Below are 23,551 nucleotides of genomic sequence, written 5' to 3' on the forward strand. Positions count from 1 at the left end.
TCATTGAGATAAAAGTGGTTTAATAGCGCAATTGTAGCTCATTGCCCAACATAACAGAGGAGTTTTTATGTCGCTACCACGTTATAAAATTACGATGCTTGCCTTATCTTTAGGTTTAGCGTCTGCATTTGTGGGCTGTAGCAGCAATCCAAGTAAAAAAGAAGTGGTCGATAGTGGTCCACAATCTAGTGAACAAGCTTACTTCGAAAAGGCTCAAAAGTCGCTTGACCGTGGTCAATATCTTGATGCGACCAAGTCTTTAGAAGCAATCGATACTTATTATCCGACCGGACAATACGCACAACAAGCACAACTTGAACTTCTCTATTCGAAATTTAAGCAAAAAGATTATGAAGGCGCGATTGCCTTAGCGGAACGTTTTATTCGTTTAAATCCTCAGCATCCAAATGTGGATTATGCTTATTATGTTCGTGCTGTAGCGAATATGGAGCAAAACTACGACAGTTTGATGCGCTATACATCTTTGCAACAATCTCATCGTGATGTGAGCTATTTAAAAGTTGCTTATCAAAATTTTGTTGATTTAATTCGTCGTTTCCCAAGTAGCCAATATTCTGTTGATGCCGCTCAGCGCATGAAATTTATTGGACAAGAACTTGCTGAAAATGAAATGACTGCTGCACGTTTTAATGTTAAACGTAAAGCTTGGATCGCTGCTGCCGAACGTTCGCAATGGGTAATTGAACACTATCCACAAACTCCTCAAGTTCCAGAAGCATTAGCGACTTTGGCATATAGCTATAACCAATTAGGTGATAAAGCGACTTCACAACAATATATTGAAGTTTTAAAACTTAATTACCCTAACTTGGTGAAAAAAGACGGCACAGTTAACATGCGTGCTGCTCGTAAAGAAGGTAACTGGATTAACCGTGCGACCTTAGGTATTTTTGGCCGTGAATCTACTGCCGCAACACCAGAAAGCACAAGTGAATCAGAAGCTCCAAAACGTGGCTTCCTTAATCGTGTTAGCTTCGGTTTAATTGGCAATTCAGATAAAGAAGAAACTGCTGAGCCAGAGCAAACACAAGTTGAAGCACCAAAGTCAGAACGTAGTTGGACAAACCGTTTAAGCTTTGGTTTATTAGACAAACCTGAGCCACAAGCAGCAGAAAATACAACTGTTGCTCCTGCTGTTACCTCTACAGATACATCAGCTGATTCTCAATCAGATGATGCGAAACAAGGTGCAGATGACGCTGCTCAATAAGTTTAAGCCTTAAAAAAACATCAACAAACAGGCAAGTGATATCACTTGCCTGTTTGTTTTTATAAAATATTAAAATATTTATTGGATAGATCTTGCCTCATCATGTCAGAATATTCTGACTCACTCTCTCATCAGTTTTAATACGGTTATCTGAATTATGGCAATTCCACAACATACGATTGATCAAATTTTAGATCGCACAGATATTGTCGATCTGATTGGTCAGCGTGTGAAACTGAAAAAGACGGGACGTACATATTCCGGCTGTTGCCCTTTTCATCAAGAAAAATCTCCATCGTTCCATGTCTATCGAGACAAGCAGTATTATCACTGCTTTGGGTGTCAGGCCAACGGTAACGCGATCCGTTTTCTGATGGACATTGATAACCGAAACTTTATAGATGTAATGAAAGAGTTATCGAGTAGCGCTGGAGTCGAACTACCCAAAGATAATACCGAAAACAAAAAACTATCTTATACCCGTCAGGTTACAAAGCCGCCAGTTGCTAAAGCAAATACGGCGGAGCCCGTGGTTCCTCAGCAACCAATAGATGAAAGCTACAACACGCTTGAACCGGTATTTTTTGACGACCCTTTTGCCCAATTTGAACAGCCTTTCAACTTTGAGGAACCAGTTCAAGAAGGTAATTTATATGACTTACTGGAAAATATTGCACAGTTCTATGAACACCAATTACCTAACAGTCAAAAAGCAAAAAATTACTTTAAACAACGTGGCTTAACTAATCAGACGATTCAATTTTGGCGCTTAGGCTATGCACCAGAAGATTGGCAACACCTAGAGAAAGCTTTTCCTTATGACATTGATGGTTTAAAGCAACTTGGGCTTATCCGTTCAAGCGATAATGGTCGTGATTTTGACTTATTACGTGACCGTGTGATTTTCCCGATTCGAGACCCGAAAGGCCGCGTCGTTGGTTTTGGTGGGCGTGCCTTAAATGATGAGATCAAGCCCAAATACATTAACTCACCTGACTCAGAGGTCTTCCATAAAAATCAGCTACTTTACGGGCTTTATGAAGGTAGAAAACTTAAGTCTAACGACTGGTTAATGGTTGAAGGCTATATGGATGTCATTGCACTGCAGCAATATGGCATTACAGGGGCTGTAGCGACTTTAGGAACTGCAAGTAATACCGAACACCTTAATATTTTATTTAAACAAAATAGCCGTATTACTATTGCTTTTGACGGCGATGCTGCGGGTCAAAAAGCAGCACGCAGAACGTTAGAAATCGCTTTACCACTTCTCAATGATGGACGCGAACTCAAATTTTTTGTTCTACCGAATGACCATGACCCCGACTCTCTGATCCGTCGTGAAGGGCTTGAGAATTTCCAAAAACTACTACAACAGTCCCCTCTTTTGTCTGATTTTGTCTTTGCTCATTTAACAGGTCAACACGACATTAGTACCCCTGAAGGCAAAAGCTTGGTCATGGGAGAACTCCGAGAACTGACTGAACTATTACCCAAACAGGGTTCGTTCCGTTATTTACTCAATCAATCTTTCCGTGAAAAACTCGGACTGGGTAAACGTTTTACACCACAAATCAGCCATGATGCCTCGCTCTCATTTAACATTCATACTAAAGATGAAGACTTTGCAATTGCAATTTTGATGCACCACCCTTTTCTTTATATTCATTTTGAAGGGTTACGTGCCTATATTCATCAAGATGAATTATTAGCAAAAGTACTGGCAATTTTAAACCGTATTTTTGATGACTTACCGGATGACCAAGAGCTGGCAACATATTATGTTCTAGGTGCTTGTAGCAGTTATTGCCATGAAATTGCCGATATTATGCAAAGAACCAATATTCAGGCATTAACGCAGGCACCCGAAGTGGCCGACAAGTTAGCCCAAGAATATGCTTTAGGCCTAAAAGAAAGATATTTACGTCAGAAACTTAAATCGCCGATTTCTCTAATTGAATCACGAAATTTAAGACAACAGCTTAATGAATTAACCAAACAAATTAGTTTAAGACTCTTATCTTAATGTTTTGACTTACGCTCATGATCAAATATATCCTGTAAATGCTGTTGTAGCCATTCAAAATAATCAGGATTTTCTGCCTTGGCAGCTTCGCGTAGCAAAATAGATGTCGGATGCATAAGCTTTTGCGTCAAACGATGCGCGAATTGCTGTAATACTTGCTCAGCATTCTCACCGTGATTCAAAGCCTCTAAAGCATGCGTCAGCTCTTGTTGGCTAACTTCTTCACTATGTTGGCGATAGGCATGAATTGTGCTGCCCGCCTCTTTAACTTTTTGATGAGTAATAAGCTGAGTAGCTAATTGATTCACCATCACTTCCGCTTCAACAGCTGCCTGACGTCGTTGAGCGAGGTTTTCCTCAATCACACTTTGTAAATCATCAACACCATACAAATAGACGCCATCAAGCGCTTCAACTTTAGGATCTATATCACGAGGTACAGCTAAATCAACCATTAACATTTGTTGATAGCGACGTTTCTTTAATGCGGCCTTAACATCAGGATAAGCAATCACTTGATATAAACTACCAGTACAACTCGACACAACATCAGCACGATACAAGTTTTCAGCTAATGCTGAAAAATCAATAATTTCAACTTCAACCTGATGTGAAATCTCTTGAGCCAATTGGTCAGCACGCTCACGGCTACGATTACAAATAATAATTTTAGCGACGCCCATTTCAGCCAAATGTTTAGCAACCAAGCTATTCATTTCCCCCGCAGCAACAACCATCACAGTAAGTTTTTCGGGCTTACTAAAAACCTGTAAAGCTAATTGTGCAACCGCATACCCCATCGAAACGGCATGGCTGCCCACCGCAGTTTCGGAACGTACACGTTTAGCAGCATAAAAAGCATATTCAAAAACACTGTTTAATTCAGGAGAGACCGCTTGGGCTTCTTTAGACAATGCCAAAGCACTTTTAACCTGCCCTAAAATTTGCGGCTCGCCTAGCATGAGAGAATCTAAGCCACTTGCTACTCGCATTAAATGTGTAATTGCCTGCGTGTTCTCGTAACGATAAACATGATGAATTAAGTGCTTTACATCAATATTATTGGCATCAGCTAACCATTTCAGAAGGCTTTCGGCATTTTCCGCCATGGCATAAACTTCTGTACGGTTACACGTCGAAACGACCACCAAATCCTTTAAGCTTTGGTGATGGTTTTGTTCGGCAAGCAAACGACTTAATCGCTCTGCATTGAAAGCAATTTGTTCGCGGAGTTCGACAGAAGCTGTTTGATGGTTGACACCCAATGCAAAGAAAGACATATCAGATCATCATTTCGCTAAATTTATGCTATTGTGCAACATCGGTGTCATAAAAAGCATTACTTTGGATCAATAAAAATTGCGTCAAATGAATAGCCGTATTAATTTTAACGGTGCTTCGATAAGACAGTATTCTACCACATTCTTATTGTTAGGTAGCATGTCCTCGCATGTCTATGCACGCCCTGTGCAAGAGACCTATGCCGTGCATTCATTTGATCAGGCATTAGAGCAAACTATGGTCGCTGAATTTGCTCTGGCTTATGATGACATTCCTAACGCTTTGCACAATTACACAGTACTCGCAATTAAAAGTAACTCTACTTCAATTAAACAGCGAGCTTTAGATGTTGCCCTTGAATATAATGATTTTCAAGCCGCTTTAAACATTGCTACACATTGGGTAGCTCAAGAACCCAAAGATGTACCTGCTTTATTCTATTTGTCACATATTGCGTTAAAAACACATGAATACCAGCTTGCCGCTGAAACATTAGATAAAATTTTAAAAATAGATCCGACTGCCGATTTAGAACAAATTTTAGCGAGTATTGCCCCAGAGAATGCTCAAGATCGAGAAGTATTATTAACAGCTTTACGTTCTAGCTCTGAAAAAGACAACCCTTCTATTTTAGCGCTCATCGCCAATTTAGAAGCCCAAAATGGTCAATTAGAATCCGCTCTAACCAACATTAACAAGGCACTACGCCGACGTCCTAAAGTGACGAGCTTTATTTTAATGAAAGCAAACCTACTCATTGCTCTTAGCGATCAAGAAGGTGCACTTAAATGGTATGCAAAGTCTAGCCGTAAATATAAGAAAAATTTAGATATTCGTTTAGCTGAAATCCGCTATCTCATACAAATTAATCAATCTCAACTCGCTTTAGAAAAGCTTGAAAATGTTATAGAGGCTAATCCCAAAGCTGAAGAAGCATTGTTTATTGCAGGTTTAACCAGCATTGATTTAAAACAATATGACAAAGCAGAACAATATCTTGTTGACCTACGAAACTCTGCAAAATACCAAAATGAAGCTTATTATTACTTAGCGATTAATGCAGAACGCAAACAGCATTATGAATCAGCAAAAGCTTACTATCGCTTAGTTGATGGCAGTTTATACGTTGTTTCAAGACGTAATCTAATTGCGATTTATGATAAGCAGGATAATTTACACGATGCTTTACGATTCCTCACTCAAGAACGCGTAAATTACCCTCAACATGCAAGTTTCTTATATCAAGCTCAAGCTGAAATTTTAAAGAAAATGGGCAATAAAAAAGCTGCCTTAAATTTATTAGATGAAGCGATAAAGAATTTACCGGATGATCCAGAACTCATTTACGCAGAAGTTTTATTACTTGATCCATATACTGACCGCGATAAACTCGACAAAACATTAAAGCAATTATTACAACTTGAACCTAATAGCCCAACTTATCTAAATGCATATGCCTATACACTAGCCTTACAAAACCGTAGGTTGAAAGAAGCACGTCAATATGCAGAACAAGCCTTAGAATATGCGCCGGAACAGGCCTCAATTCTAGATACGCTTGGTTACATTGCATTTTTACAAAATGATTATGAAGGTGCAGCAGAAGCTTTAGGCAAAGCTTATGAACTTAGCCATAATGTAAATATTGGCGTTCGTTATGCTAAAGCCCTGTATATGCAAGGATCATTAACTCAATTTAGCGCTGTGTTACAACAACTGAAACAAAAACATGCCAATGATCCACAATTACAACAGCTTGATGCGTTAATTTTACCTACATCTGCAAAAAAGAGTTAAATATATGAGCAAATTTGCCCAACTGTGCACAGCGATCTGTGGATCAAGTGTATTATTTCTAACCGGTTGTCAGCATTTTACTCAACCTAAACCCGCGGTTACCCAGCAAGTTCAAGACGAAAAACACTTTAATTTACAAGGTAAGATTGGGGTTCGCACACCACAGCAAACCGGTAGTGCATTTTTCACGTGGGTTCAACAACAAGATAATTTTGATATTGAATTAAGCGGCATTTTAGGTGTAGGAAAAACCCAAATTCAGGGTAAACCCGGTGAAGTGAAGTTAAATAGTGCTAAAACAGGGTTAATTACTGCTGCCTCTCCAGAAGAACTTTTAGAGCGTGCAACTGGTTGGCAAGCACCCATTACTCATTTAACAAGCTGGATTTTGGCCAAACCTGCAACTTTAAGTGCTCAAATCAGTAAAGATAATGAAAATCGTGTAAACCAACTCATTGAAGACGGCTGGACAGTTAATTTCAGTTACGATGGTGAACAAACTTTGCCAAACAAACTAGTTTTAAAGCAAGCTCTTGCTGAAGATAAAGAAAACCGTATTACAATGGTCATCCAAAACCGCTAAGTCTAATTATATAAATCTATGATTCGAGTCCCTTCTCCAGCTAAGCTCAACCTGTTTTTACATATTACAGGACGTCGTGAAAATGGTTATCATGAATTACAAACCATTTTCCAACTCATTGATTTATATGACTGGATGGTATTTACACCGACTTTAGATGAACAAATCGAAATTGATGGATTGAGTGAAGTTCGACCTGAAGAAAATCTGATTTATCGGGCTGCTCAGATACTAAGACCGCATGCAAAAAAATTCTGCGGTCTAAACATCAAAATTGAAAAAAATATTCCAATGGGTGCAGGTCTAGGCGGAGGTTCATCCAATGCTGCCACAACCCTGATTGTGTTAAATCAATTATGGGAATGTAGTCTAAATAAAGAACAACTTGCAGACTATGGCGTAAAGCTCGGTGCCGATGTTCCTATTTTTATTTATGGTAAAAATGCGTGGGCTGAAGGTATTGGTGAACATTTATCATTCATAGACTTAGATCAAAAACAGTTCATTATTTTAAAACCTGATTGTTTTATCAGCACTCAATTGCTTTTTTCACAAAAAACATTGACAAGAGACTCTAAGACCACTAAATTTTGCGCCTATCAGTTAGAACCTTCTAATTTTGGAAATAACTTTGAGCCTTTGGCCCGACAGTTATACCCTGAAGTAGAAGAAGCAATGCAATATTTAGATCAGTTTGGTCAAGCAAAGCTTACAGGTACAGGTGCTTGTGTTTTTATTGAAGTAACGAATGAAATGAATACTGATGAAATTCTTAAACATTCACCATGTAAATCTTACTTGGTAAATAGTTTAAAAGAATCTCCTCTTAATCATTTTAAGGTTACACGTTAGGGGCGTCGCCAAGTGGTAAGGCACCGGGTTTTGATCTCGGCATCCGTTGGTTCGAATCCAGCCGCCCCTGCCAACCTCACCTGTAATGATGATTATATTAGGGGCGTCGCCAAGTGGTAAGGCACCGGGTTTTGATCTCGGCATCCGTTGGTTCGAATCCAGCCGCCCCTGCCATCATATATATCATCGAATTTAGGGGCGTCGCCAAGTGGTAAGGCACCGGGTTTTGATCTCGGCATCCGTTGGTTCGAATCCAGCCGCCCCTGCCATTCTCTTATTTTAAAGACAGACTTAATTGCTATGCTTTTTGTTGATTCATCTTGACATTGCATTGCAAAAATATTAAAGTTCTGCCGCATTAGGGGCGTCGCCAAGTGGTAAGGCACCGGGTTTTGATCTCGGCATCCGTTGGTTCGAATCCAGCCGCCCCTGCCATCTATTTAATTACATACCAACCGCCAAGGGTGCTTCATGCCCAATCTTGTCGTTTTTAGTGGAAATGCTCATCCACAGTTCGCTCAAAAAGTCGTAAGTCACTTACATATCCCTCTAGGTGCTGCATCAGTCGGTCACTTTTCTGATGGAGAAATTTCAGTAGAAATTACTGAAAATGTTCGTGGTAAAGACGTATTTATCGTTCAGCCTACTTGTGCCCCTACCAATGATAACCTTATGGAAATCTTGGTTATGGCAGATGCTTTGCGTCGTGCAAGTGCTGGTCGTATTACAGCCGTTATCCCTTATTTTGGTTATGCTCGCCAAGACCGTCGCCCACGTTCTGCACGTGTGCCGATTACAGCTAAAGTTGTTGCAGACATGCTTACCACTGTTGGTATTGATCGTGTCGTAATGATTGACTTACATGCTGACCAAATTCAGGGTTTCTTCGATATTCCAGTCGACAACATCTATGGTACTCCTGCTTTGCTTGCTGACTTACGTCAACAATCGCATGATAACCTTATGGTGGTTTCTCCTGACGTTGGTGGCGTAGTACGTGCTCGTGCCGTTGCCAAACAGATGGGTGACATCGATTTAGCAATTATTGATAAACGTCGTCAAAAAGCCAATGAATCGCAAGTTATGCATTTAATTGGTGACGTAAAAGATCGTGATTGCGTTATCGTAGATGACATGGTTGATACTGCCGGTACATTGTGTAAAGCAGCTGATGCGCTTAAGCAATTTGGTGCACGCCGTGTAGTTGCATACGCAACTCACCCTGTACTTTCTGGCAAGGCTATTGAAAACTTACGTAATTCAGTTATTGATGAATTAGTTGTCACTGACACTATTCCTCTTTCTGAAGAAGCATTAACCTTGGGCAAAATCCGTCAGGTTTCTGTTGCTAGCATGGTTGCTGAAACGATTCGTCGTATTAATAACGAAGAATCTATCAGTGCGATGTTCGATAGTTTATAATACCGCAGCTTTTATGAACCCTGGCCTTGGCTGGGGTTTTCTATCACTAAACTGGTCGCAAGTTTAGTCTATTTAACTTTAATGAGGATTTACTCATGTCAAACTTCGTATTAAACGCTCAAGCGCGTGCTGAAGACAAACAAGGGAAAGGTGCGAGCCGCCGCCTTCGTCACGAAGCATTAATTCCAGCTATCATTTATGGTGGCAATGCTGAGCCTGTAGCTATTACTTTAGAACTTCGTCAGCTTGTAAAAGCTTTAGAAAACAATGCTTTCTTTGAAGAAGTTATAGAAATCCAAGTTGGCGACAAAGTTGAAAACGTTAAAATCCAAGCGTTACAACGTCACCCAGCTAAAAACACTCCTATGCACGCTGACTTCAAACGCGCATAAGTGTTGAAAGGCGTAGATTAGTGTCAAATATTTCGCTAATTGTTGGTTTGGGCAATCCTGGTTCAGAATATGCCCAAACCCGCCATAATGCAGGCTTTTGGTTCATTGAACAGCTTGCTAATAAATATGGCATTACATTAAAAAATGATCCGAAATTTCACGGAATCAGCGGACGTGGTAATATAGAAGGACACGATGTCCGTCTACTTCTACCCACTACATTTATGAACCGTTCTGGACAAAGTGTAGTTCCATTTGCAAAATTTTATCAAATTGCTCCTGAAGCAATTTTGATTGCTCATGATGAACTTGATATGAACCCTGGTGTAATTCGTCTAAAAACAGGCGGAGGACATGGTGGTCATAACGGTTTACGTGACATTGTCCCTCATATTGGTCCAAATTTTCATCGTTTACGTATTGGTATCGGACATCCTGGCTCAAAAGAGCGAGTTTCAGGTCATGTACTTGGGAAAGCACCAAGTAGTGAACAAAGTCTGATGGATGCAGCAATTGATCATGCCCTTTCTAAAGTGAAATTACTTGTTCAAGGACAAGTTCCACAGGCCATGAATCAAATTAATGCGTATAAACCAACTTAAATTGTTGAACAATCAAGCTTGCTATCTTGCTTTTTTAGGAGCAAAATGCGCATCAGCCACTTTGCCAACAGCAAAAGCTAAAGATTTCACCATAAGATCTTACTCTTAGGTCTACTCAGGAGACGCTAGCCATGCTATCTCGTTTATTAAAATGCAAAATTCACCGCGCAGTTGTAACCCATGCTGAACTTCACTATGAAGGTTCTTGTGCAATTGATGGCGTATTGATGGACTTAGCTGGTATTCGTGAATATGAAGAAATTCATGTTTGGAATGTAACCAATGGCAAACGCTTCACGACCTATGCGATTCGTGGTGAAGATAACTCTGGAATTATTTCAGTAAATGGTGGCGCTGCACATCAAGCAGATGTCGGTGATTTAGTGATTATTGCTACATTTGGTGATTTTACTGAAGCTGAAGCAAATATTCATAAACCACGTTTGGTCTATGCTAACCCAAATAATACAGTCAACCACACAGCGAATTGTATTCCTGTTCAAGTTGCCTAATTTATTCTTAGAATAAAAAAGCCCGCATTGACGGGCTTTTATCATTTTATAAATCCTTAATAGTTCCTTCCCACCAGTTCTTTTGCTGTTTGCAATTTAATGGTTGAAGCCCCTCTCCTCGCAAATCAAACAGAATCGCCTCTCCTTTTGTATTTACCTTAAATTCAGCATACTTTGCTTTCTGATAGCATTGGGCTAGACCTTCGGCAAACAAGAAACTTCGTGAAGCGGGATATAAAGCCTGTAAACGATTTTCAGGATTTTTTAAAATTAAACTTTGCCCAGCAAATGAATTGTTAATATCTAAAATTGTACGAACTACTCGATTTTGTGAATCCAAAATAACTTTTGCTGGAACAGAAGAATGATTAAAAATTACCTGATCTAGAGCCTCACTCTCACTTCCTGCAAGAGCTTTAAGAGATTGTAAATCTAACTCATAAGCCAGTGCCATATAGTCACCTTGTAAAATTGAACGCGGATCAACTGGCTTAAGCTCAATAAAAATACTTTTACTATGATCCAGATGCCATTCATTTTTCGCTATCAATCCCACAAAAAATAATGTGGTAGCTATAGCCAGAATAAGAGAAAAATATTTCTTCATTATTTTTCTCCTTCAATAAGATAGCGTTGATTTTCTTGGTGGAGCAACCAATATAAAGCCCATAGAACAAGACCAGAAATCAAAATCGATGCACTCTTTGCCAAAAAAGTTATTTGTAAGTTGTAATAAAGCTGCCAAAGTACTAAAACAAATACTGCTAGAGTGACACCATAAACAATATAATCTTTCTTTTTTATCGCCCATGTTAAAATGATAAATAAAATGAAAACTTCAAAATAGCCAAGTGCAATGAGCAATACACCAAAAAGTAAGAATGCGAAAAACACTACTCCATGCAACTGCTTATACAAATAAAAAATACTAAAGCAAAGCAACCAAAGACTAGGTAATAAATAGAAAATCCATATCTGCCGATCTTCCGAACTATCTAAAACTAGTCCCATAAAAGTATCAAAGAAAGTAGCTACTACAACTACCGTAAGCACACATAAATAGATACTACGCTCATATTGAACGATCGATTTAGCCTTCGGCAAAAACACCAAACTAAAAACAAAATAGCTGAGCAGTGTTAAATTTAAATAAGTCTGAGTGGAGTTTACTGACCACAATGAATGATCCATTTGTAGTAAGTAAATAAATGCTATGCCATAAGTAGCGAGCATTTGAATTAAAATAAAGAACCAATGGGGTTTAAAAAAATAACTTATACAGAGAATAAAAATCTGTGCAATTAGCACCCACAACATCTGATCTGTTTCAGACTCTAGATGAAACAAAAAAGCAGTCTGACCACTTATGAATAAACAATAGGCAAATTGCCGAAAAAAGTAGTGTTGAGATTTTTTCAATAAAATAGAAGCTATACAAACAAAAATAACTCCAATAATTAAAGAAACAGCTTCCCAAAATACTAATGTAAAAGCCGCGAGTGCTAGGCCAGCAAGCCAAGCTCCAATAGCTAAAGGAATTATATAAAAGCGACTTTGACGAAAAATTTTTATTAAAAAACAACTAATCAGTGCAAACCAGATAAAAATAATGCCTGCAATGAATAAAAAAATGAACTCATTTGAATCTTTAAATAAGTCATTGATCCTATCTACAAGCCATATTGTTGCAGTCACACCAAGAACAGCGGCCATCAAGCTGGCACATAATTGATCATCTTTTTTGAAGAAATAATAAAAACCGATTATTCCTGAAAAGAAAGCCGAGATCAGATAAGGAATATTTTCACCAGATAAATATTGGATCATTCCAATGATTGAAATGACTGCAAACCAAGCGATAAAGACGAAACGTAAAGCGCGATACTTCTTTATACATACCCAAAACTCTATAAGGCTTAATAAATTTAAAGCAAACAGATATAAATAAGGAAACTTTTCTAACCAAAAAGTCTGCTTAAAAAATAAAAAAAGTGTAAGTTGGCTAGTAATACAAATTAAAGCAAAAATTCCAATATTTGGTCGATATAGCCAAGGTAATAACAGCAATGTCCAAATCAGGAAAAGTAAATAACTGTCTGCTCCAGTTTGATAGACCTGCCCGATTACAGCCAAACTTAAGCCTACCATCAAGCCGCAAATACCATGTAAAGTCTGCCTAACTCCTTCACTTAAAGTATCTTTTATACTGATCCATGCTGTCACAAGTAATATAAGTGGCGGGATAGTTAGCTGGATGCTGTCTGGAAGCATTAGCCAATTAGCAGCAATTAAATAAAGAATACTGACCGCCATAAATACATAACTAAAAATATGGAGATGCTGAATAAATAAAGTATTCCTAAGGGGATAATCATCTCTTATCTGCATGAAACACCTATTTTATTTATAATTTTCTATAAAAAACATAGCATTCCATTTTCATATCAACAAGTAAGCTCTTGTTAAAAAGCTTATTTCCATTTGTGAAAATACTTATTCATAAAGAAACTTAGCATTCTACAAAAGCATCTAGCCAATTTTATCAAGCGCGCTATAATAAAACCCATCGCTTCAGGGCGGGGTGTAATTCCCCACCGGTGGTAAAGTTAATTTTTATTGATAGATTAACAAGCCCACGAGCTTAAATTTTATAATTTGAGCAGATTTGGTGAAACTCCAAAGCCGACGGTATAGTCCGGATGAAAGAAGACGACGAACTGGGATAAATCCGTTTTATTTCAGTGCCAGCCTGTTTTTACATCAGTCCTGAAATGTTCAACCGTATTTTTACGAGAGCGTTTCATTATGTCTAGCTTAATTCAACCAGAACTTTTTTTCTCAGCCCTCTCTCCTGCTGAACAACGCATTCAACAAGCATTAGAAGATATCCGTCAAGGCAAACCTGTCTTAGTTATGGATGACTTCGATCGTGAAAATGAAGCAGATTTAATTGTCGCAGCCGAAACTCTAACTGTTGAAACAATGGCACGTATGATTCGTGATGGCTCAGGTATTGTATGTTTATGCCTGACAGAAGAGTTAGCAGATCATTTAGAACTTCCACCAATGGTTTCTCAAAACTCAAGCCAGTTTCATACGGCTTTCACAGTGACTATTGAAGCAGCCCAAGGTGTTACGACAGGTGTTTCGGCTAAAGACCGTGTTACTACCATTCGAACTGCAATCAAAGATGGTGCTGCTCCAAGTGATCTTAACCGTCCGGGACATGTTTTTCCTTTACGTGCACGTAGTGGTGGAGTACTTACTCGCCGAGGTCATACCGAGGGAACAATTGATCTAGCAAGACTGGCTGGGCTTAAACCTGCTGGTGTGTTATGTGAATTAACCAACCCAGATGGCACGATGGCATCAGGTATTCAAGTTTTGGCATATGCCCAAACTCATCATTTAACCGTGATTACGATTGAAGAACTTGTTCAATACCGCCAACAACACAGTATTTAAATAAAAAAAGGTTTGGCTTTAGATAAAAGCCAAACCTTCACATTAAAATTTACTAATATTTAAGATACTTTCTTTTGTGTTGCCTGATCTTCGACGTATTCCAAAAGTTCAGAAAATTGCGTAATCATTGCTTTAGGTTGTGCTTGCTTAAGTTCCTCTGGTGTTCCGTAACCATAAGTCACAGCGACCGCCTCAATACCATTGTGGCGAGCACCTAAAACATCATATTGACGGTCACCTACCATTAAACATTCTTCTGAGTTTAATTGCTCACGTTCAAGAATATAATGAATAAGTTCAGCTTTATTGGTACGTTCTCCAGTTAACTCACTACCATAAATATTTACAAAATATTGGCTTAAGTCAAAATGATCTAAGATACGTTTTGCATAAATAGTTGGTTTAGCTGTTGCGACGAATAAACGATACCCATCTTCTCTCAATGCATTAAGTGTTTGCGCAACCGATGGATATACTTCATTTTCAAATAAACCTGTAACTGAAAAGCGCTCACGATAAGCAAGTAAAGCTTGTTCAGCCAAAGCATCATCTTGAGTGGCTAATAGTTTTGCCAATGAGGCTTTTAAAGGGGGGCCAATTGTCCAGTCAATATTTAAATCGGCAGCCAACGGAAAGCCCAACTTATCCATTGCATAGTGAATTGAAGTATGAATACCAACTTTTGGGTCTGTTAGTGTTCCATCCAAATCAATCAAAATATGTTTTATAGCCATTCAATCATTAACCCAGTAAAGTATTTAATTCAATTGGTCGAGAGTTTAATCAAACTCTCTTATACTAACGTAAATTTAAATTGAAAAGGAAATAACCGTGCGTCCAACCGTACTTTGTTTCTCGGGTTTAGACCCTTCAGGTGGTGCAGGTTTACAAGCTGATATTGAAGCGATTGGACAAAGTGGTGCTCATGCAGCGATTGCATGTACAGCCCTCACCATACAAAACTCACAACAAGTATTTGGCTTCGAAGCAACCTCAAAAGAACTATTATTAGCTCAAGCAAATGCCGTTGTAGGTGATTTGCCGATTAAATGCGTTAAGTCAGGCATGCTTGGCACCACAGATAACATTGCTGCCTTAGCGGAGTTTCTTCGTGCCCATCCAGAATATCAATATGTACTCGATCCTGTTTTGGTGGCAAACAGCGGGGGCTCTTTAGGTGATCAAGCAACTCTTGTCAAAGCTTTCGTTGAGCTTATTCCCCTAGCCACTATTATTACTCCAAATACAGTCGAATTACGTGCTCTCACGGGTGTCGATGACTTAGAACAAGCAACGCAAAAGCTATTTGAAATGGGCGCAAAAGCTGTTTTAGTCAAAGGTGGACACGAAGATACACCAGATTATATTAAAAATAGTTTATATATTAATGGTGAACTTGCAGCGAGTAGTAGTTGCCCCCGCTTAGACGGTGAGTATCACGGTTCAGGTTGTTCTTTAGCTAGTTTTATTGCTGGTCGTTTGGCTTTAGATGATTCTTTAAAAATTGCAGTTCAACATGCTGAAACATGGTTATTTGGTGTTTTAAAGAACGCCGAGACTCCGGTAGCAAATGGGCAAAAAATACCAAAAAGATTCTAGAAAAAGAAAAAGGCGCTAAAAGCGCCTTTTTTATTACCCTCAATTATTGAGGAATACGTAAAACCTGTCCTGGGAAGATTTCATCTGGATCTTTAAGCATTGGTTTGTTTGCTTCAAAGATTTTTGGATACTGATTTGCATCACCGTAAAATTCTTTAGCAATTTTTGAAAGGTTATCACCAGATTTTACTGTGTAGAATTTACTTTCTGGTTCAGGAGTTGCAACGGTCATTTGATCATCTACTTGTGCAACATGATCAATATTCCCAACAATAAGAATAATTTTCTCTTTATCCGCTTGGCTTTTTACCTGTCCTTTAATGATTGCGGTATCAGTTGCACCGTTATACGTTACAGATAAACCCTCCACCCCTAGGCCTAAACTTTTAATTAATCCTAATAATTTATTTGCGATTTCTTGTGCAGAAGGTTCTGCTGGTGTTGCCGGAGCTGGTTGTGGTTCTGCTGGTGCGGTATTTTTCTTACCAATACCTTTTACAAAATCAAAAAGACCCATCTTTTAGTCCTCATATTATTGTTTATAGTAAAGTCATTAAACTGACCCTTATTGTTATACTTCAAAAAAGATAAGCCTCTGCTATCAATTGAGGTTGATCTTGTAAAAATATGTATCTCTTTTATTTTACTCAAATAAAAAAAGCCACCTTACGGTGGCCTTCTTTTTATTCAGCAATATGCGAATTAACCAAGTTTTTTAGTTACATAGTCAATTGCAGATTGAACTGTAGTGATTTCGTTTGAATCTTCATCAGGGATAGTGATGTCGAAGTCGTTTTCGAAAGACATTACAAGTTCAACTAAATCTAAAGAGTCAGCACCTAAGTCATCCATAAAAGATGCTTCGTTTTTAATCTCTTCAGCTTTAAGACCAAGTTGTTCTGCAACTGCTTGCTTAACGCGTAGTTCGATATCGCTCACAGGAATTCTCCTCATTGCTCGTGGCGTTTGATTTGCCACTAGTTTAATTGAATATAAAAATTTTTAAAAGTTATACATCAGCCCTAGGCCATGTATAAACCACCATTTACATGTAATACCGTACCGGTAATGTAACCTGCTTTATCACTTGCAAGGAAACTCACCGCATTTGCGATATCTTGTGGCTCGCCTAAGCGATTTAAAGCCACTTGATCACTCATTTTTTTGCGAATTTCTTCACTAAGTGCATCTGTCATTTCTGTTGCAATGAAGCCTGGTGCCACACTGTTCACAGTGATTTGGCGGCTACCCATCTCTTTTGCAAGACTACGGCTAAACGCTTCAATACCTGCTTTTGCAGCAGAGTAGTTCGCCTGACCTGGGTTTGCAAAATGTGCAACAACAGAACTAATATTAATAATGCGGCCAAAGCGCGCTTTTGTCATACCTTTAAGCACACGTTTAGATAAACGATATACGGCTTTAAGGTGAATGTTGAGAATGTCATCCCAATCATCTTCTGACATACGTAGCAATAAATTGTCTTTCGTGATACCCGCATTATTAACCAAAACAAGCACAGGGCCATAGTTCTGTTCAATATGAGAAACGACTGCTTCAATCTCATCGAGATTACGCACATCGAGAGCTAAACCTGCACCTTGCTCACCAAAGCTTTCACTTAACTTTTGTGCACCAGATTCAGATGTCGCAGTACCTACAACAAAATAACCGTCTTGAATAAGTTGCTGGGCAATTGCAGCGCCAATGCCCCGACTCGCGCCCGTTACTAATGCAACTTTGCGTTCTTGTGTCATGCAATTTTTCCTTCTGCCACTAAAACAGCATTTAGGGCATCTTCCATTTTACTCTTGCTATCAATAGCAAAAGCTTTTTCTATATTTGGTAAACGCTTCGCGAGATTACTCAATACTGTACCAGGTCCACACTCAACAACGTAGTGAATACCTTGGTCTTGTAAAAACTGCATCGTGTCTGTCCATTGTACAGATTGGTACAATTGAGCAGTTAACGCCTGACGCAATTGAGCAACATCGGTAGCTATTCCCGCGTTGACATTTTGTATTACAGGAATGGTAGGCAGCTCAATGGCAGTTTGTTCCAAAGCTTCTGCAAATTTTTCAGCAGCAGGTTTCATCAATGAACAATGCGAAGGAACCGACACAGGTAAAGCAATTGCCTTAGCAGACTGCTCTTTTGCCAAAGCCATCACTTGTTGTACAGATGCTGCACTTCCAGCAATCACTACTTGGCCTTGTGAATTATAGTTTGCAGCTTCTACTGAACCTTGACCTTCTGCATTCACGATTTGGCAAAGTTCAACCACTTTTTCATCAGCCAAACCAAGGATTGCAGCCATAGCCCCTTCACCTTGAGGAACAGCACTTTGCATGAGTTTGCCACGCAAATTCACTAGTTTCACTGCATCTGCCAAGCTCATAGATTCTGCAGCAACCAAAGCACTGTATTCACCTAGAGAATGTCCTGCAAGATACTTAGGTGCCAGACCGCCTAAATCAAGCCATACACGCCATAGAGCGATACTGGCAGTTAATAACACAGGTTGGGTATTTTCTGTTTGGTTGAGGCCTTCACCACTTTGCGCGATATGCCACAGATCGAATCCAAGCGCATCTGAAGCTTCAGCAAAGGTTTGCCCAACCCCACTAAACTGTTCTGCTAGTTCAGCAAGCATACCGACTTTTTGTGAACCTTGACCTGGAAACACAAACGCAGTTTTTGTGGCTAAAGCTACTTGTTCAAGACGTTTAGCAGACATAAGAAATCCTTTTTTGGGTTTTCACTCATTTCTGGAGCGGAAATTTAACATGTTATTTATATTTTTATAATTGCGAAAAACAACAAAAAAAGGGAGCTTTCGCTCCCATTTTTTCTATACTTAAGCATCACGCTTAATGCATATCATACAATTATTCAGCATCAGCTGCTTTAGCGAATAATTGACGACCACGGTAGAAACCGTCTTTAGTCACGTGGTGACGACGATGAGTTTCACCAGTTGCTTGGTCTACTGTTAATGCATTCTCGGTTAAAGCGTCATGTGAACGGCGCATGTCACGGCGAGAGCGACTTTTACGGTTTTGCTGAACGGCCATGATGGCTCCTTACAAAGATCGAAAAAATGGATCAGAACAAATTCAGTTGTCTTATCTCACAATTATATCACAAATTATGAGTTAAGTTTACCCTTCAAACCTGCCAAAACATCAAACGGATTATCCCGTTTTTCTTCAACAACATTTTGAATGGTAGGTTGATGTTTATTTTCACAAGCATCATGCTTGGGAGATAAAGGCACCAACAATAACAGTTCATCTTCTAGTAGTGCGAGTAAGTTAATCGAGGCTGGCGTATCATAATCACCTTTCGTCGTAAACTCACTTTCACCTAAAACGATGAAATCAGCATCCTCATCCAAGCGCTCTATCAGTGACTCATCATCCATTAATGCAATATGGAAGTCTAAGACAAGAGGCATTTCAACAGGTTCCAAACAACGTTGGCACTCCATTGGAACTTTCGTGTCCATATGACCATCCATCCACACAATGCGATGATATGCATCCATTGATAGCTTACAGTCTATGTTGATCAATTGGTTATCAATTGATCCAACAGCTTCACGAGCGATACGAGCAAAGCGAGACAGGGGCAGTTGACCTGACCATGTAAAGCCTTGTTCAGCCCATTTAAACGGCTCAATCTGTGCCGGAAAGGTATTTGCTGACATAATTAAGGCGGCAATTCTACAAATTCATCGGTACTCTGTCAAAGATTAAGATACAATTTTGCACTTCTTTAGACAGAACTCGGGGTAAATTAAGCAATGCACCTGTTGCAGCCGCAACCTGAAGTTAACTCTTCATTACTCGTTTGCACCCATTCAACTCATCAGAACACTCTTGTACCTGACACGGTGCAACTCTCACCATGGTCAAGCTCAAAATCAGAGTCTGAGCAAGTCGATTGGCTTATTTTACACTTTAATCACTGGTTTTCCCACCATAATGTGACATTAGTTCGTGGAGATTTTGAACCAGAATATTTCCCGGTAACAAATCAGGGCCCGGCTAAAATCCAATTCGCCCATGGTTTTTTTAACAGTGCCCTTCACGAAATCAGTCATTGGTCGATCGCTGGTGAAAAACGCCGCCTATTACCTGATTTAGGATATTGGTATGCACCGGATGGTCGCACTCAAGAGCAACAAAGTCTATTTGAACAAGTAGAAATTAAGCCGCAGGCAATTGAATGGTTGTTCTCTCAGTCTTTTGGTAGAAAGTTTAGAGTTTCGCTTGATAACCTGACAGGTGATGGCGGAGATGGCAAAATATTTAAAGATAATGTTTATGCTCAAGTACAACGTTACTTTTCAGGTGAAGCCAAGTTGCCACGTGATGCAGCAGCGTTTATTGGCTTTATTTGCCAATGTACACGTTCGGGTACACCATTACAATTAAATGAATTCAAACGTGAACTCCTTGATTAATTGACAAAAAAACTACGTTCACTACTTGTCTAGTTCATTTAAAAAGCCTAATAATTATTTTTAACACTGGCGTGATGGAGTCTCCAAAATATGATGCATTTACATGTACATCCTGAAAATCCACAGCAACGCCTCATTAGCCAAGCGGTTGAACGTATTCGTGCGGGAGATGTTGTGGTTTACCCTACCGATGCTGCCTACGCAATTGGCTGTCAGATCGGTAATAAAAATGCTATGGAACGTATTGCGCAGATTCGCGGTTTAGGGCCGAAGCACCAATATGCAATTATGTGCTGCGATTTATCTGACATAGCAACTTATGCAAAAGTTGATAATGCAACTTATCGTTTATTGAAAGCAAATACCCCAGCCATTACGACTTTCATTTTACCTGCAACCAGTGAAGTTCCTCGTAGGTTGATGCACCCTAAAAAGAAAACCATTGGCTTACGTATTCCAAGTAACCCAATTTGTCAGGCTCTATTAAAAGAACTTGGTGAACCCCTACTCACCAGTACATTAATTTTACCAGGACAAGAAGATCCCCTAGACGATCCATACGATATTGAAAATCAATTAGATAAAAGAATTGATGTATTTATTGATGGCGGTTTCGGCACTTTAACAAGCACAAGTATTGTTGATTTATCGGGTGAACATCCTGAAATTATTCGCCGTGGTATTGGCGATGTAAGTGCTTTTGAATAAGCACTTACAATTTTTACCAATAGTTTTAAAAAAAGTATTATCACTCAAAAAAATACTCTTTATTTATTTTGGATTTTTTTTACACTTTAGTCGTTAAGTAATTTATTAAAAGGCACAATTCATTTAGAATGATTTCCACTATCTGCTGTTCTTCTATTTACAGCTCTCTTTGACTTGAATAACAAGTCTCATGCTTTTGAAAATTCGCGTGGCTTATAATCGTAATGAATCAATCACTTCATCAATCCATGGAAGACGCTCCACACATCCGTGTTTTAGATGAGTGGCATGACAAAATTCCTGAAGATCTCTATATACCTCCTGCTGCATTTGAGATTTTGCTCGAACAGTTTGAAGGTCCACTAGATTTTTTAATTTATCTGATTCAAAAAAACGGTTTTGATTTAATTCAAGTCGATATCGCTCCTATAGCAACTCAATATTTAACCTATATGGATAGTATGAAGTCGTTAAATATTGAGCTGACCGCTGATTATATGGTGATGGCAGCTTTATTGGCTGACCTGAAATCTCGTCTACTTTTGCCAAAACCTACGGTTATAAGTATTGAAAAAGATCCTAAACAGGAACTTATTGATCGACTTGAAACTTATCTACGCATTAAGCAAGCGGCTGAGCGTTTAGGTCAAATGCCCATTCTTGAGCGTGATACATTCAGTGTAAATGTAAGCTTAGGTCATATCGCTCCTGTTTATGAAGGCTATGATATTTCAGCATTACATGATGCATTGTTCTGTGTGTTTAATCGCCCAGAACCCGTTATTCATGTCGTGGCTCAAGAGCCTGTATTACTCGAAGAACGCATTGCATATATTGAAGAGAAATTAGAGTCTGGTGACGTGTTAAGTTTTAAAGAATTACTCAATCCTTTGCAAGGTCGCATGGGAATGGTTGTGACTTTTATGGCTGTTTTAGAGTTAACCCGACAACAGCGAGTTAAAATTATTGCCTCTGGTATTGAAGCTCCCCTTGCAATTCAAGGATCTTCAATATGAGCTTTGAACAAAATAATAGTGATTTGTCATTAGCTGACATTCATCACGAAGTCTTATTACAACTTGAAGCAATTATTTTTGCCAGTGAAGCACCCGTTTCAATTGCCCGTTTAAAAGAAGCATTTAATAATCAGTATAATAAACAACAGCTTCGTCAACTTTTACAACAGCTTGCGCTATTACAACATGGCCGATCTATTGAGTTGATTGAAACAGCGCAAGGGTTTCGCTTTCAGGTAAGATCTAAATATCGTAGTATTATTGCGCAAATATGGCCAGAGCGACCAACAAAACTGTCGCCTTCATTACTAGAAACACTGGCCGTCATTGCTTATCATCAACCGGTTACCCGCGCTGATATTGAACAAATTCGTGGTGTGTCTAATAATAGTCAGATTCTTAGAACACTATTTGACTGGAACTGGATTAAAGAAGCCGGTTTTAGAGATTTACCCGGAAGACCTGCGTTGCTAATTACAACGCCTCAGTTTCTGAATGCTTTTGGTCTAGCTTCGCTAGGCCAATTGCCTCCCCTACAGAACGCCAAGGAAGCCTTTATGGCCCTCGATGCAAATGCACCGAAATCATAAAGAGGTGGACTGTTGATCATTATGTCTAAGGTTGTGCTGTCATGAGTGAAAAATTGCAAAAAGTATTAGCGCGGATCGGATTAGGTTCCCGCCGATATATGGAAGAGGTTATTGCCGCAGGACGCGTGAGTGTGAACGGCCGTGTTGCCCAAGTGGGTGAGCGCATTGAACCAGGCGATGAATTACGCATTGATGGCCGTAAAGTTCAGTTTCAAATTGAAGACGAAATTCGTCGTCGTGTATTGATTTACTATAAGCCAGAGGGCGAAATCTGTTCACGTAATGACCCTGAAAAACGCCCAACCGTATTTGATCATTTACCACAAATTGCAAATGACCGCTGGGTAATGGTAGGTCGTCTAGATATTAACAGTACTGGTTTATTGTTGTTCACAAATGATGGTGAGCTTGCTAACCGCTTAATGCACCCATCAAATGAAATTGAACGTGAATATGCTGTTCGAGTTATGGGTGAAGTAACGCCTAAAATACGCCAAAAAATGGTAACTGGTGTAGAGCTTGAAGATGGTCCAGCTAAATTTGAGTCTTTCTCGGAAATTGGTGGTGAAGGTATTAACCGCTGGTACCAAGTAGTGGTGAAAGAAGGTCGTAACCGTGAGGTTCGTCGTATTTTTGAATCACAAGAACTTAAAGTAAGCCGCTTATTGCGTACACGCTACGGTACAGTTATTTTACCACGCGAATTACGTACTGGCCGCTGGATGGAACTTGATAAAACTGATATCGATAATCTAGCAAAATCAGTTGAATTAAAACCACGTCAAGGTACAGGTTTATTTGGTATGGCAAAACGTCGTACTGACCGTATGACTGAAAAACCAATGGCAGCTCGTCGTGGTGGTTTCTTGCGTCAACAACGTCGCGATGATGAAAAAGAAGCTCCTGTAAATACTGGTAACCAACGCAAATCGACTGGTTTTAACCGTGGTTCTAAGAAATTCTAAAATATTAAATAATGCATAAAAAAACCGCTCTTATAAGAG

At 39.2% G+C, this 23,551-nt stretch carries 26 protein-coding genes, 4 tRNA genes and 1 riboswitch; of the genes, 20 read left to right on the forward strand and 10 right to left on the reverse strand.

Annotation, left to right across the window (positions count from 1 at the left end; genetic code table 11):
* The first annotated feature begins 67 nt into the window (after window positions 1-67).
* A complete protein-coding gene (locus ACLBWE_RS16700) occupies window positions 68-1,231 on the forward strand; it encodes an outer membrane protein assembly factor BamD (protein WP_447604045.1) in 1,164 nt (387 codons plus the stop codon).
* 157 nt (window positions 1,232-1,388) lie between these two features.
* Complete coding sequence (locus ACLBWE_RS16705; RefSeq protein WP_151745462.1) at window positions 1,389-3,257, forward strand: DNA primase; 1,869 nt, start codon at window positions 1,389-1,391, stop codon at window positions 3,255-3,257.
* On the opposite strand, the gene hemA is transcribed toward ACLBWE_RS16705, so the two are convergent.
* Window positions 3,254-4,537 carry a glutamyl-tRNA reductase gene (gene hemA, locus ACLBWE_RS16710; protein WP_447604046.1) on the reverse strand — a complete coding sequence of 428 codons (1,284 nt, stop codon included), beginning with the start codon at window positions 4,535-4,537 and terminating at the stop codon, window positions 3,254-3,256. The genes ACLBWE_RS16705 and hemA overlap by 4 nt on opposite strands.
* 88 nt (window positions 4,538-4,625) lie before the next feature.
* On the opposite strand from hemA, the gene ACLBWE_RS16715 reads away from it, so the two are divergent.
* The 11 genes from ACLBWE_RS16715 to panD all read left to right on the forward strand — a co-directional run bounded on the left by ACLBWE_RS16715 (window position 4,626) and on the right by panD (window position 10,698).
* Window positions 4,626-6,335, forward strand: a complete 1,710-nt coding sequence (locus ACLBWE_RS16715; RefSeq protein ID WP_005048646.1) for a tetratricopeptide repeat protein — start codon at window positions 4,626-4,628, stop codon at window positions 6,333-6,335.
* Window positions 6,336-6,339: 4 nt separating this feature from the next.
* Window positions 6,340-6,918 (forward strand): lipoprotein insertase outer membrane protein LolB, encoded by a 579-nt coding sequence (gene lolB, locus ACLBWE_RS16720; RefSeq protein WP_003653326.1) that lies wholly within the window; start codon window positions 6,340-6,342, stop codon window positions 6,916-6,918.
* 18 nt (window positions 6,919-6,936) lie between these two features.
* Complete coding sequence (ispE, locus tag ACLBWE_RS16725) at window positions 6,937-7,770, forward strand: 4-(cytidine 5'-diphospho)-2-C-methyl-D-erythritol kinase (RefSeq protein WP_209734898.1); 834 nt, start codon at window positions 6,937-6,939, stop codon at window positions 7,768-7,770.
* Window positions 7,769-7,843, forward strand: a tRNA-Gln gene (locus ACLBWE_RS16730). Before ispE ends, ACLBWE_RS16730 begins: the two co-directional genes overlap by 2 nt.
* Before the next feature lie 26 nt (window positions 7,844-7,869).
* Window positions 7,870-7,944: transfer RNA gene (locus tag ACLBWE_RS16735), tRNA-Gln, on the forward strand.
* 20 nt (window positions 7,945-7,964) lie between these two features.
* A tRNA-Gln gene (locus tag ACLBWE_RS16740) sits at window positions 7,965-8,039 on the forward strand.
* Window positions 8,040-8,130: 91 nt separating this feature from the next.
* Window positions 8,131-8,205: transfer RNA gene (locus ACLBWE_RS16745), tRNA-Gln, on the forward strand.
* Between the two features lie 36 nt (window positions 8,206-8,241).
* A complete protein-coding gene (locus ACLBWE_RS16750) occupies window positions 8,242-9,192 on the forward strand; it encodes a ribose-phosphate pyrophosphokinase (protein ID WP_003653329.1) in 951 nt (316 codons plus the stop codon).
* 95 nt (window positions 9,193-9,287) lie between these two features.
* On the forward strand, window positions 9,288-9,584 hold the full coding sequence (rplY, locus tag ACLBWE_RS16755) for a 50S ribosomal protein L25 (RefSeq protein WP_004641581.1): 297 nt from the start codon (window positions 9,288-9,290) through the stop codon (window positions 9,582-9,584).
* 20 nt (window positions 9,585-9,604) lie between these two features.
* Complete coding sequence (gene pth / locus ACLBWE_RS16760; RefSeq protein WP_003653332.1) at window positions 9,605-10,186, forward strand: aminoacyl-tRNA hydrolase; 582 nt, start codon at window positions 9,605-9,607, stop codon at window positions 10,184-10,186.
* A 131-nt stretch (window positions 10,187-10,317) separates the two neighbouring features.
* A complete protein-coding gene (gene panD, locus ACLBWE_RS16765; RefSeq protein WP_002120296.1) occupies window positions 10,318-10,698 on the forward strand; it encodes an aspartate 1-decarboxylase in 381 nt (126 codons plus the stop codon).
* Between the two features lie 46 nt (window positions 10,699-10,744).
* Here panD and ACLBWE_RS16770 read toward each other — a convergent pair whose 3' ends face one another.
* On the reverse strand, window positions 10,745-11,305 hold the full coding sequence (locus ACLBWE_RS16770) for a GDYXXLXY domain-containing protein (protein ID WP_348951139.1): 561 nt from the start codon (window positions 11,303-11,305) through the stop codon (window positions 10,745-10,747).
* The gene (locus tag ACLBWE_RS16775) at window positions 11,305-13,086 is read right to left on the reverse strand and encodes a DUF2157 domain-containing protein (RefSeq protein WP_447604047.1); all 1,782 of its coding nucleotides are present in this window, start codon (window positions 13,084-13,086) and stop codon (window positions 11,305-11,307) included. Before ACLBWE_RS16775 ends, ACLBWE_RS16770 begins: the two co-directional genes overlap by 1 nt.
* Window positions 13,087-13,262: 176 nt before the next feature.
* Window positions 13,263-13,413, forward strand: a riboswitch (FMN riboswitch).
* 90 nt (window positions 13,414-13,503) lie between these two features.
* Between ACLBWE_RS16775 and ribB the strand changes: the two genes are divergently transcribed.
* Window positions 13,504-14,163 (forward strand): 3,4-dihydroxy-2-butanone-4-phosphate synthase, encoded by a 660-nt coding sequence (ribB, locus tag ACLBWE_RS16780; protein ID WP_045125056.1) that lies wholly within the window; start codon window positions 13,504-13,506, stop codon window positions 14,161-14,163.
* Window positions 14,164-14,222: 59 nt separating this feature from the next.
* Here the strand turns inward: ribB and ACLBWE_RS16785 are convergent, their stop codons facing one another.
* Window positions 14,223-14,897, reverse strand: a complete 675-nt coding sequence (locus tag ACLBWE_RS16785) for an HAD-IA family hydrolase (protein ID WP_447604048.1) — start codon at window positions 14,895-14,897, stop codon at window positions 14,223-14,225.
* Window positions 14,898-14,994: 97 nt separating this feature from the next.
* Here ACLBWE_RS16785 and ACLBWE_RS16790 point away from each other — a divergent pair, with 97 nt between their 5' ends.
* Window positions 14,995-15,762, forward strand: a complete 768-nt coding sequence (locus ACLBWE_RS16790; RefSeq protein WP_348951133.1) for a hydroxymethylpyrimidine/phosphomethylpyrimidine kinase — start codon at window positions 14,995-14,997, stop codon at window positions 15,760-15,762.
* Window positions 15,763-15,805: 43 nt separating this feature from the next.
* Here the strand turns inward: ACLBWE_RS16790 and lysM are convergent, their stop codons facing one another.
* The 6 genes from lysM to ACLBWE_RS16820 form a co-directional block, all read right to left on the reverse strand.
* Window positions 15,806-16,279, reverse strand: a complete 474-nt coding sequence (gene lysM, locus ACLBWE_RS16795) for a peptidoglycan-binding protein LysM (RefSeq protein WP_045436642.1) — start codon at window positions 16,277-16,279, stop codon at window positions 15,806-15,808.
* A gap of 185 nt (window positions 16,280-16,464) precedes the next feature.
* The gene (gene acpP, locus ACLBWE_RS16800) at window positions 16,465-16,701 is read right to left on the reverse strand and encodes an acyl carrier protein (protein WP_004641570.1); all 237 of its coding nucleotides are present in this window, start codon (window positions 16,699-16,701) and stop codon (window positions 16,465-16,467) included.
* 83 nt (window positions 16,702-16,784) lie between these two features.
* Window positions 16,785-17,519, reverse strand: coding sequence for a 3-oxoacyl-ACP reductase FabG (gene fabG / locus ACLBWE_RS16805; protein WP_092709241.1), 735 nt, complete (start codon window positions 17,517-17,519; stop codon window positions 16,785-16,787).
* Window positions 17,516-18,502 (reverse strand): ACP S-malonyltransferase, encoded by a 987-nt coding sequence (gene fabD / locus ACLBWE_RS16810; protein ID WP_133747963.1) that lies wholly within the window; start codon window positions 18,500-18,502, stop codon window positions 17,516-17,518. The genes fabG and fabD overlap by 4 nt, the downstream gene beginning before the upstream one ends.
* Before the next feature lie 151 nt (window positions 18,503-18,653).
* Window positions 18,654-18,839 carry a 50S ribosomal protein L32 gene (gene rpmF, locus ACLBWE_RS16815; protein WP_000290730.1) on the reverse strand — a complete coding sequence of 62 codons (186 nt, stop codon included), beginning with the start codon at window positions 18,837-18,839 and terminating at the stop codon, window positions 18,654-18,656.
* A 74-nt stretch (window positions 18,840-18,913) separates the two neighbouring features.
* Window positions 18,914-19,474 carry a YceD family protein gene (locus ACLBWE_RS16820; RefSeq protein ID WP_004641565.1) on the reverse strand — a complete coding sequence of 187 codons (561 nt, stop codon included), beginning with the start codon at window positions 19,472-19,474 and terminating at the stop codon, window positions 18,914-18,916.
* Window positions 19,475-19,570: 96 nt separating this feature from the next.
* On the opposite strand from ACLBWE_RS16820, the gene ACLBWE_RS16825 reads away from it, so the two are divergent.
* From ACLBWE_RS16825 to rluB, 5 genes are all read left to right on the forward strand, one after another.
* Window positions 19,571-20,233, forward strand: a complete 663-nt coding sequence (locus ACLBWE_RS16825) for an elongation factor P hydroxylase (protein ID WP_348951129.1) — start codon at window positions 19,571-19,573, stop codon at window positions 20,231-20,233.
* A 90-nt stretch (window positions 20,234-20,323) separates the two neighbouring features.
* A complete protein-coding gene (locus ACLBWE_RS16830; protein WP_003653356.1) occupies window positions 20,324-20,941 on the forward strand; it encodes an L-threonylcarbamoyladenylate synthase in 618 nt (205 codons plus the stop codon).
* 224 nt (window positions 20,942-21,165) lie between these two features.
* The gene (locus ACLBWE_RS16835; protein ID WP_348951127.1) at window positions 21,166-21,957 is read left to right on the forward strand and encodes a segregation and condensation protein A; all 792 of its coding nucleotides are present in this window, start codon (window positions 21,166-21,168) and stop codon (window positions 21,955-21,957) included.
* Window positions 21,954-22,547 (forward strand): SMC-Scp complex subunit ScpB, encoded by a 594-nt coding sequence (gene scpB, locus ACLBWE_RS16840; protein ID WP_004641560.1) that lies wholly within the window; start codon window positions 21,954-21,956, stop codon window positions 22,545-22,547. The genes ACLBWE_RS16835 and scpB overlap by 4 nt, the downstream gene beginning before the upstream one ends.
* 41 nt (window positions 22,548-22,588) lie before the next feature.
* A complete protein-coding gene (rluB, locus tag ACLBWE_RS16845) occupies window positions 22,589-23,512 on the forward strand; it encodes a 23S rRNA pseudouridine(2605) synthase RluB (RefSeq protein ID WP_003653361.1) in 924 nt (307 codons plus the stop codon).
* The last annotated feature ends 39 nt before the right edge of the window (window positions 23,513-23,551 follow it).

This window comes from Acinetobacter sp. M5A5_2a (assembly GCF_053345265.1).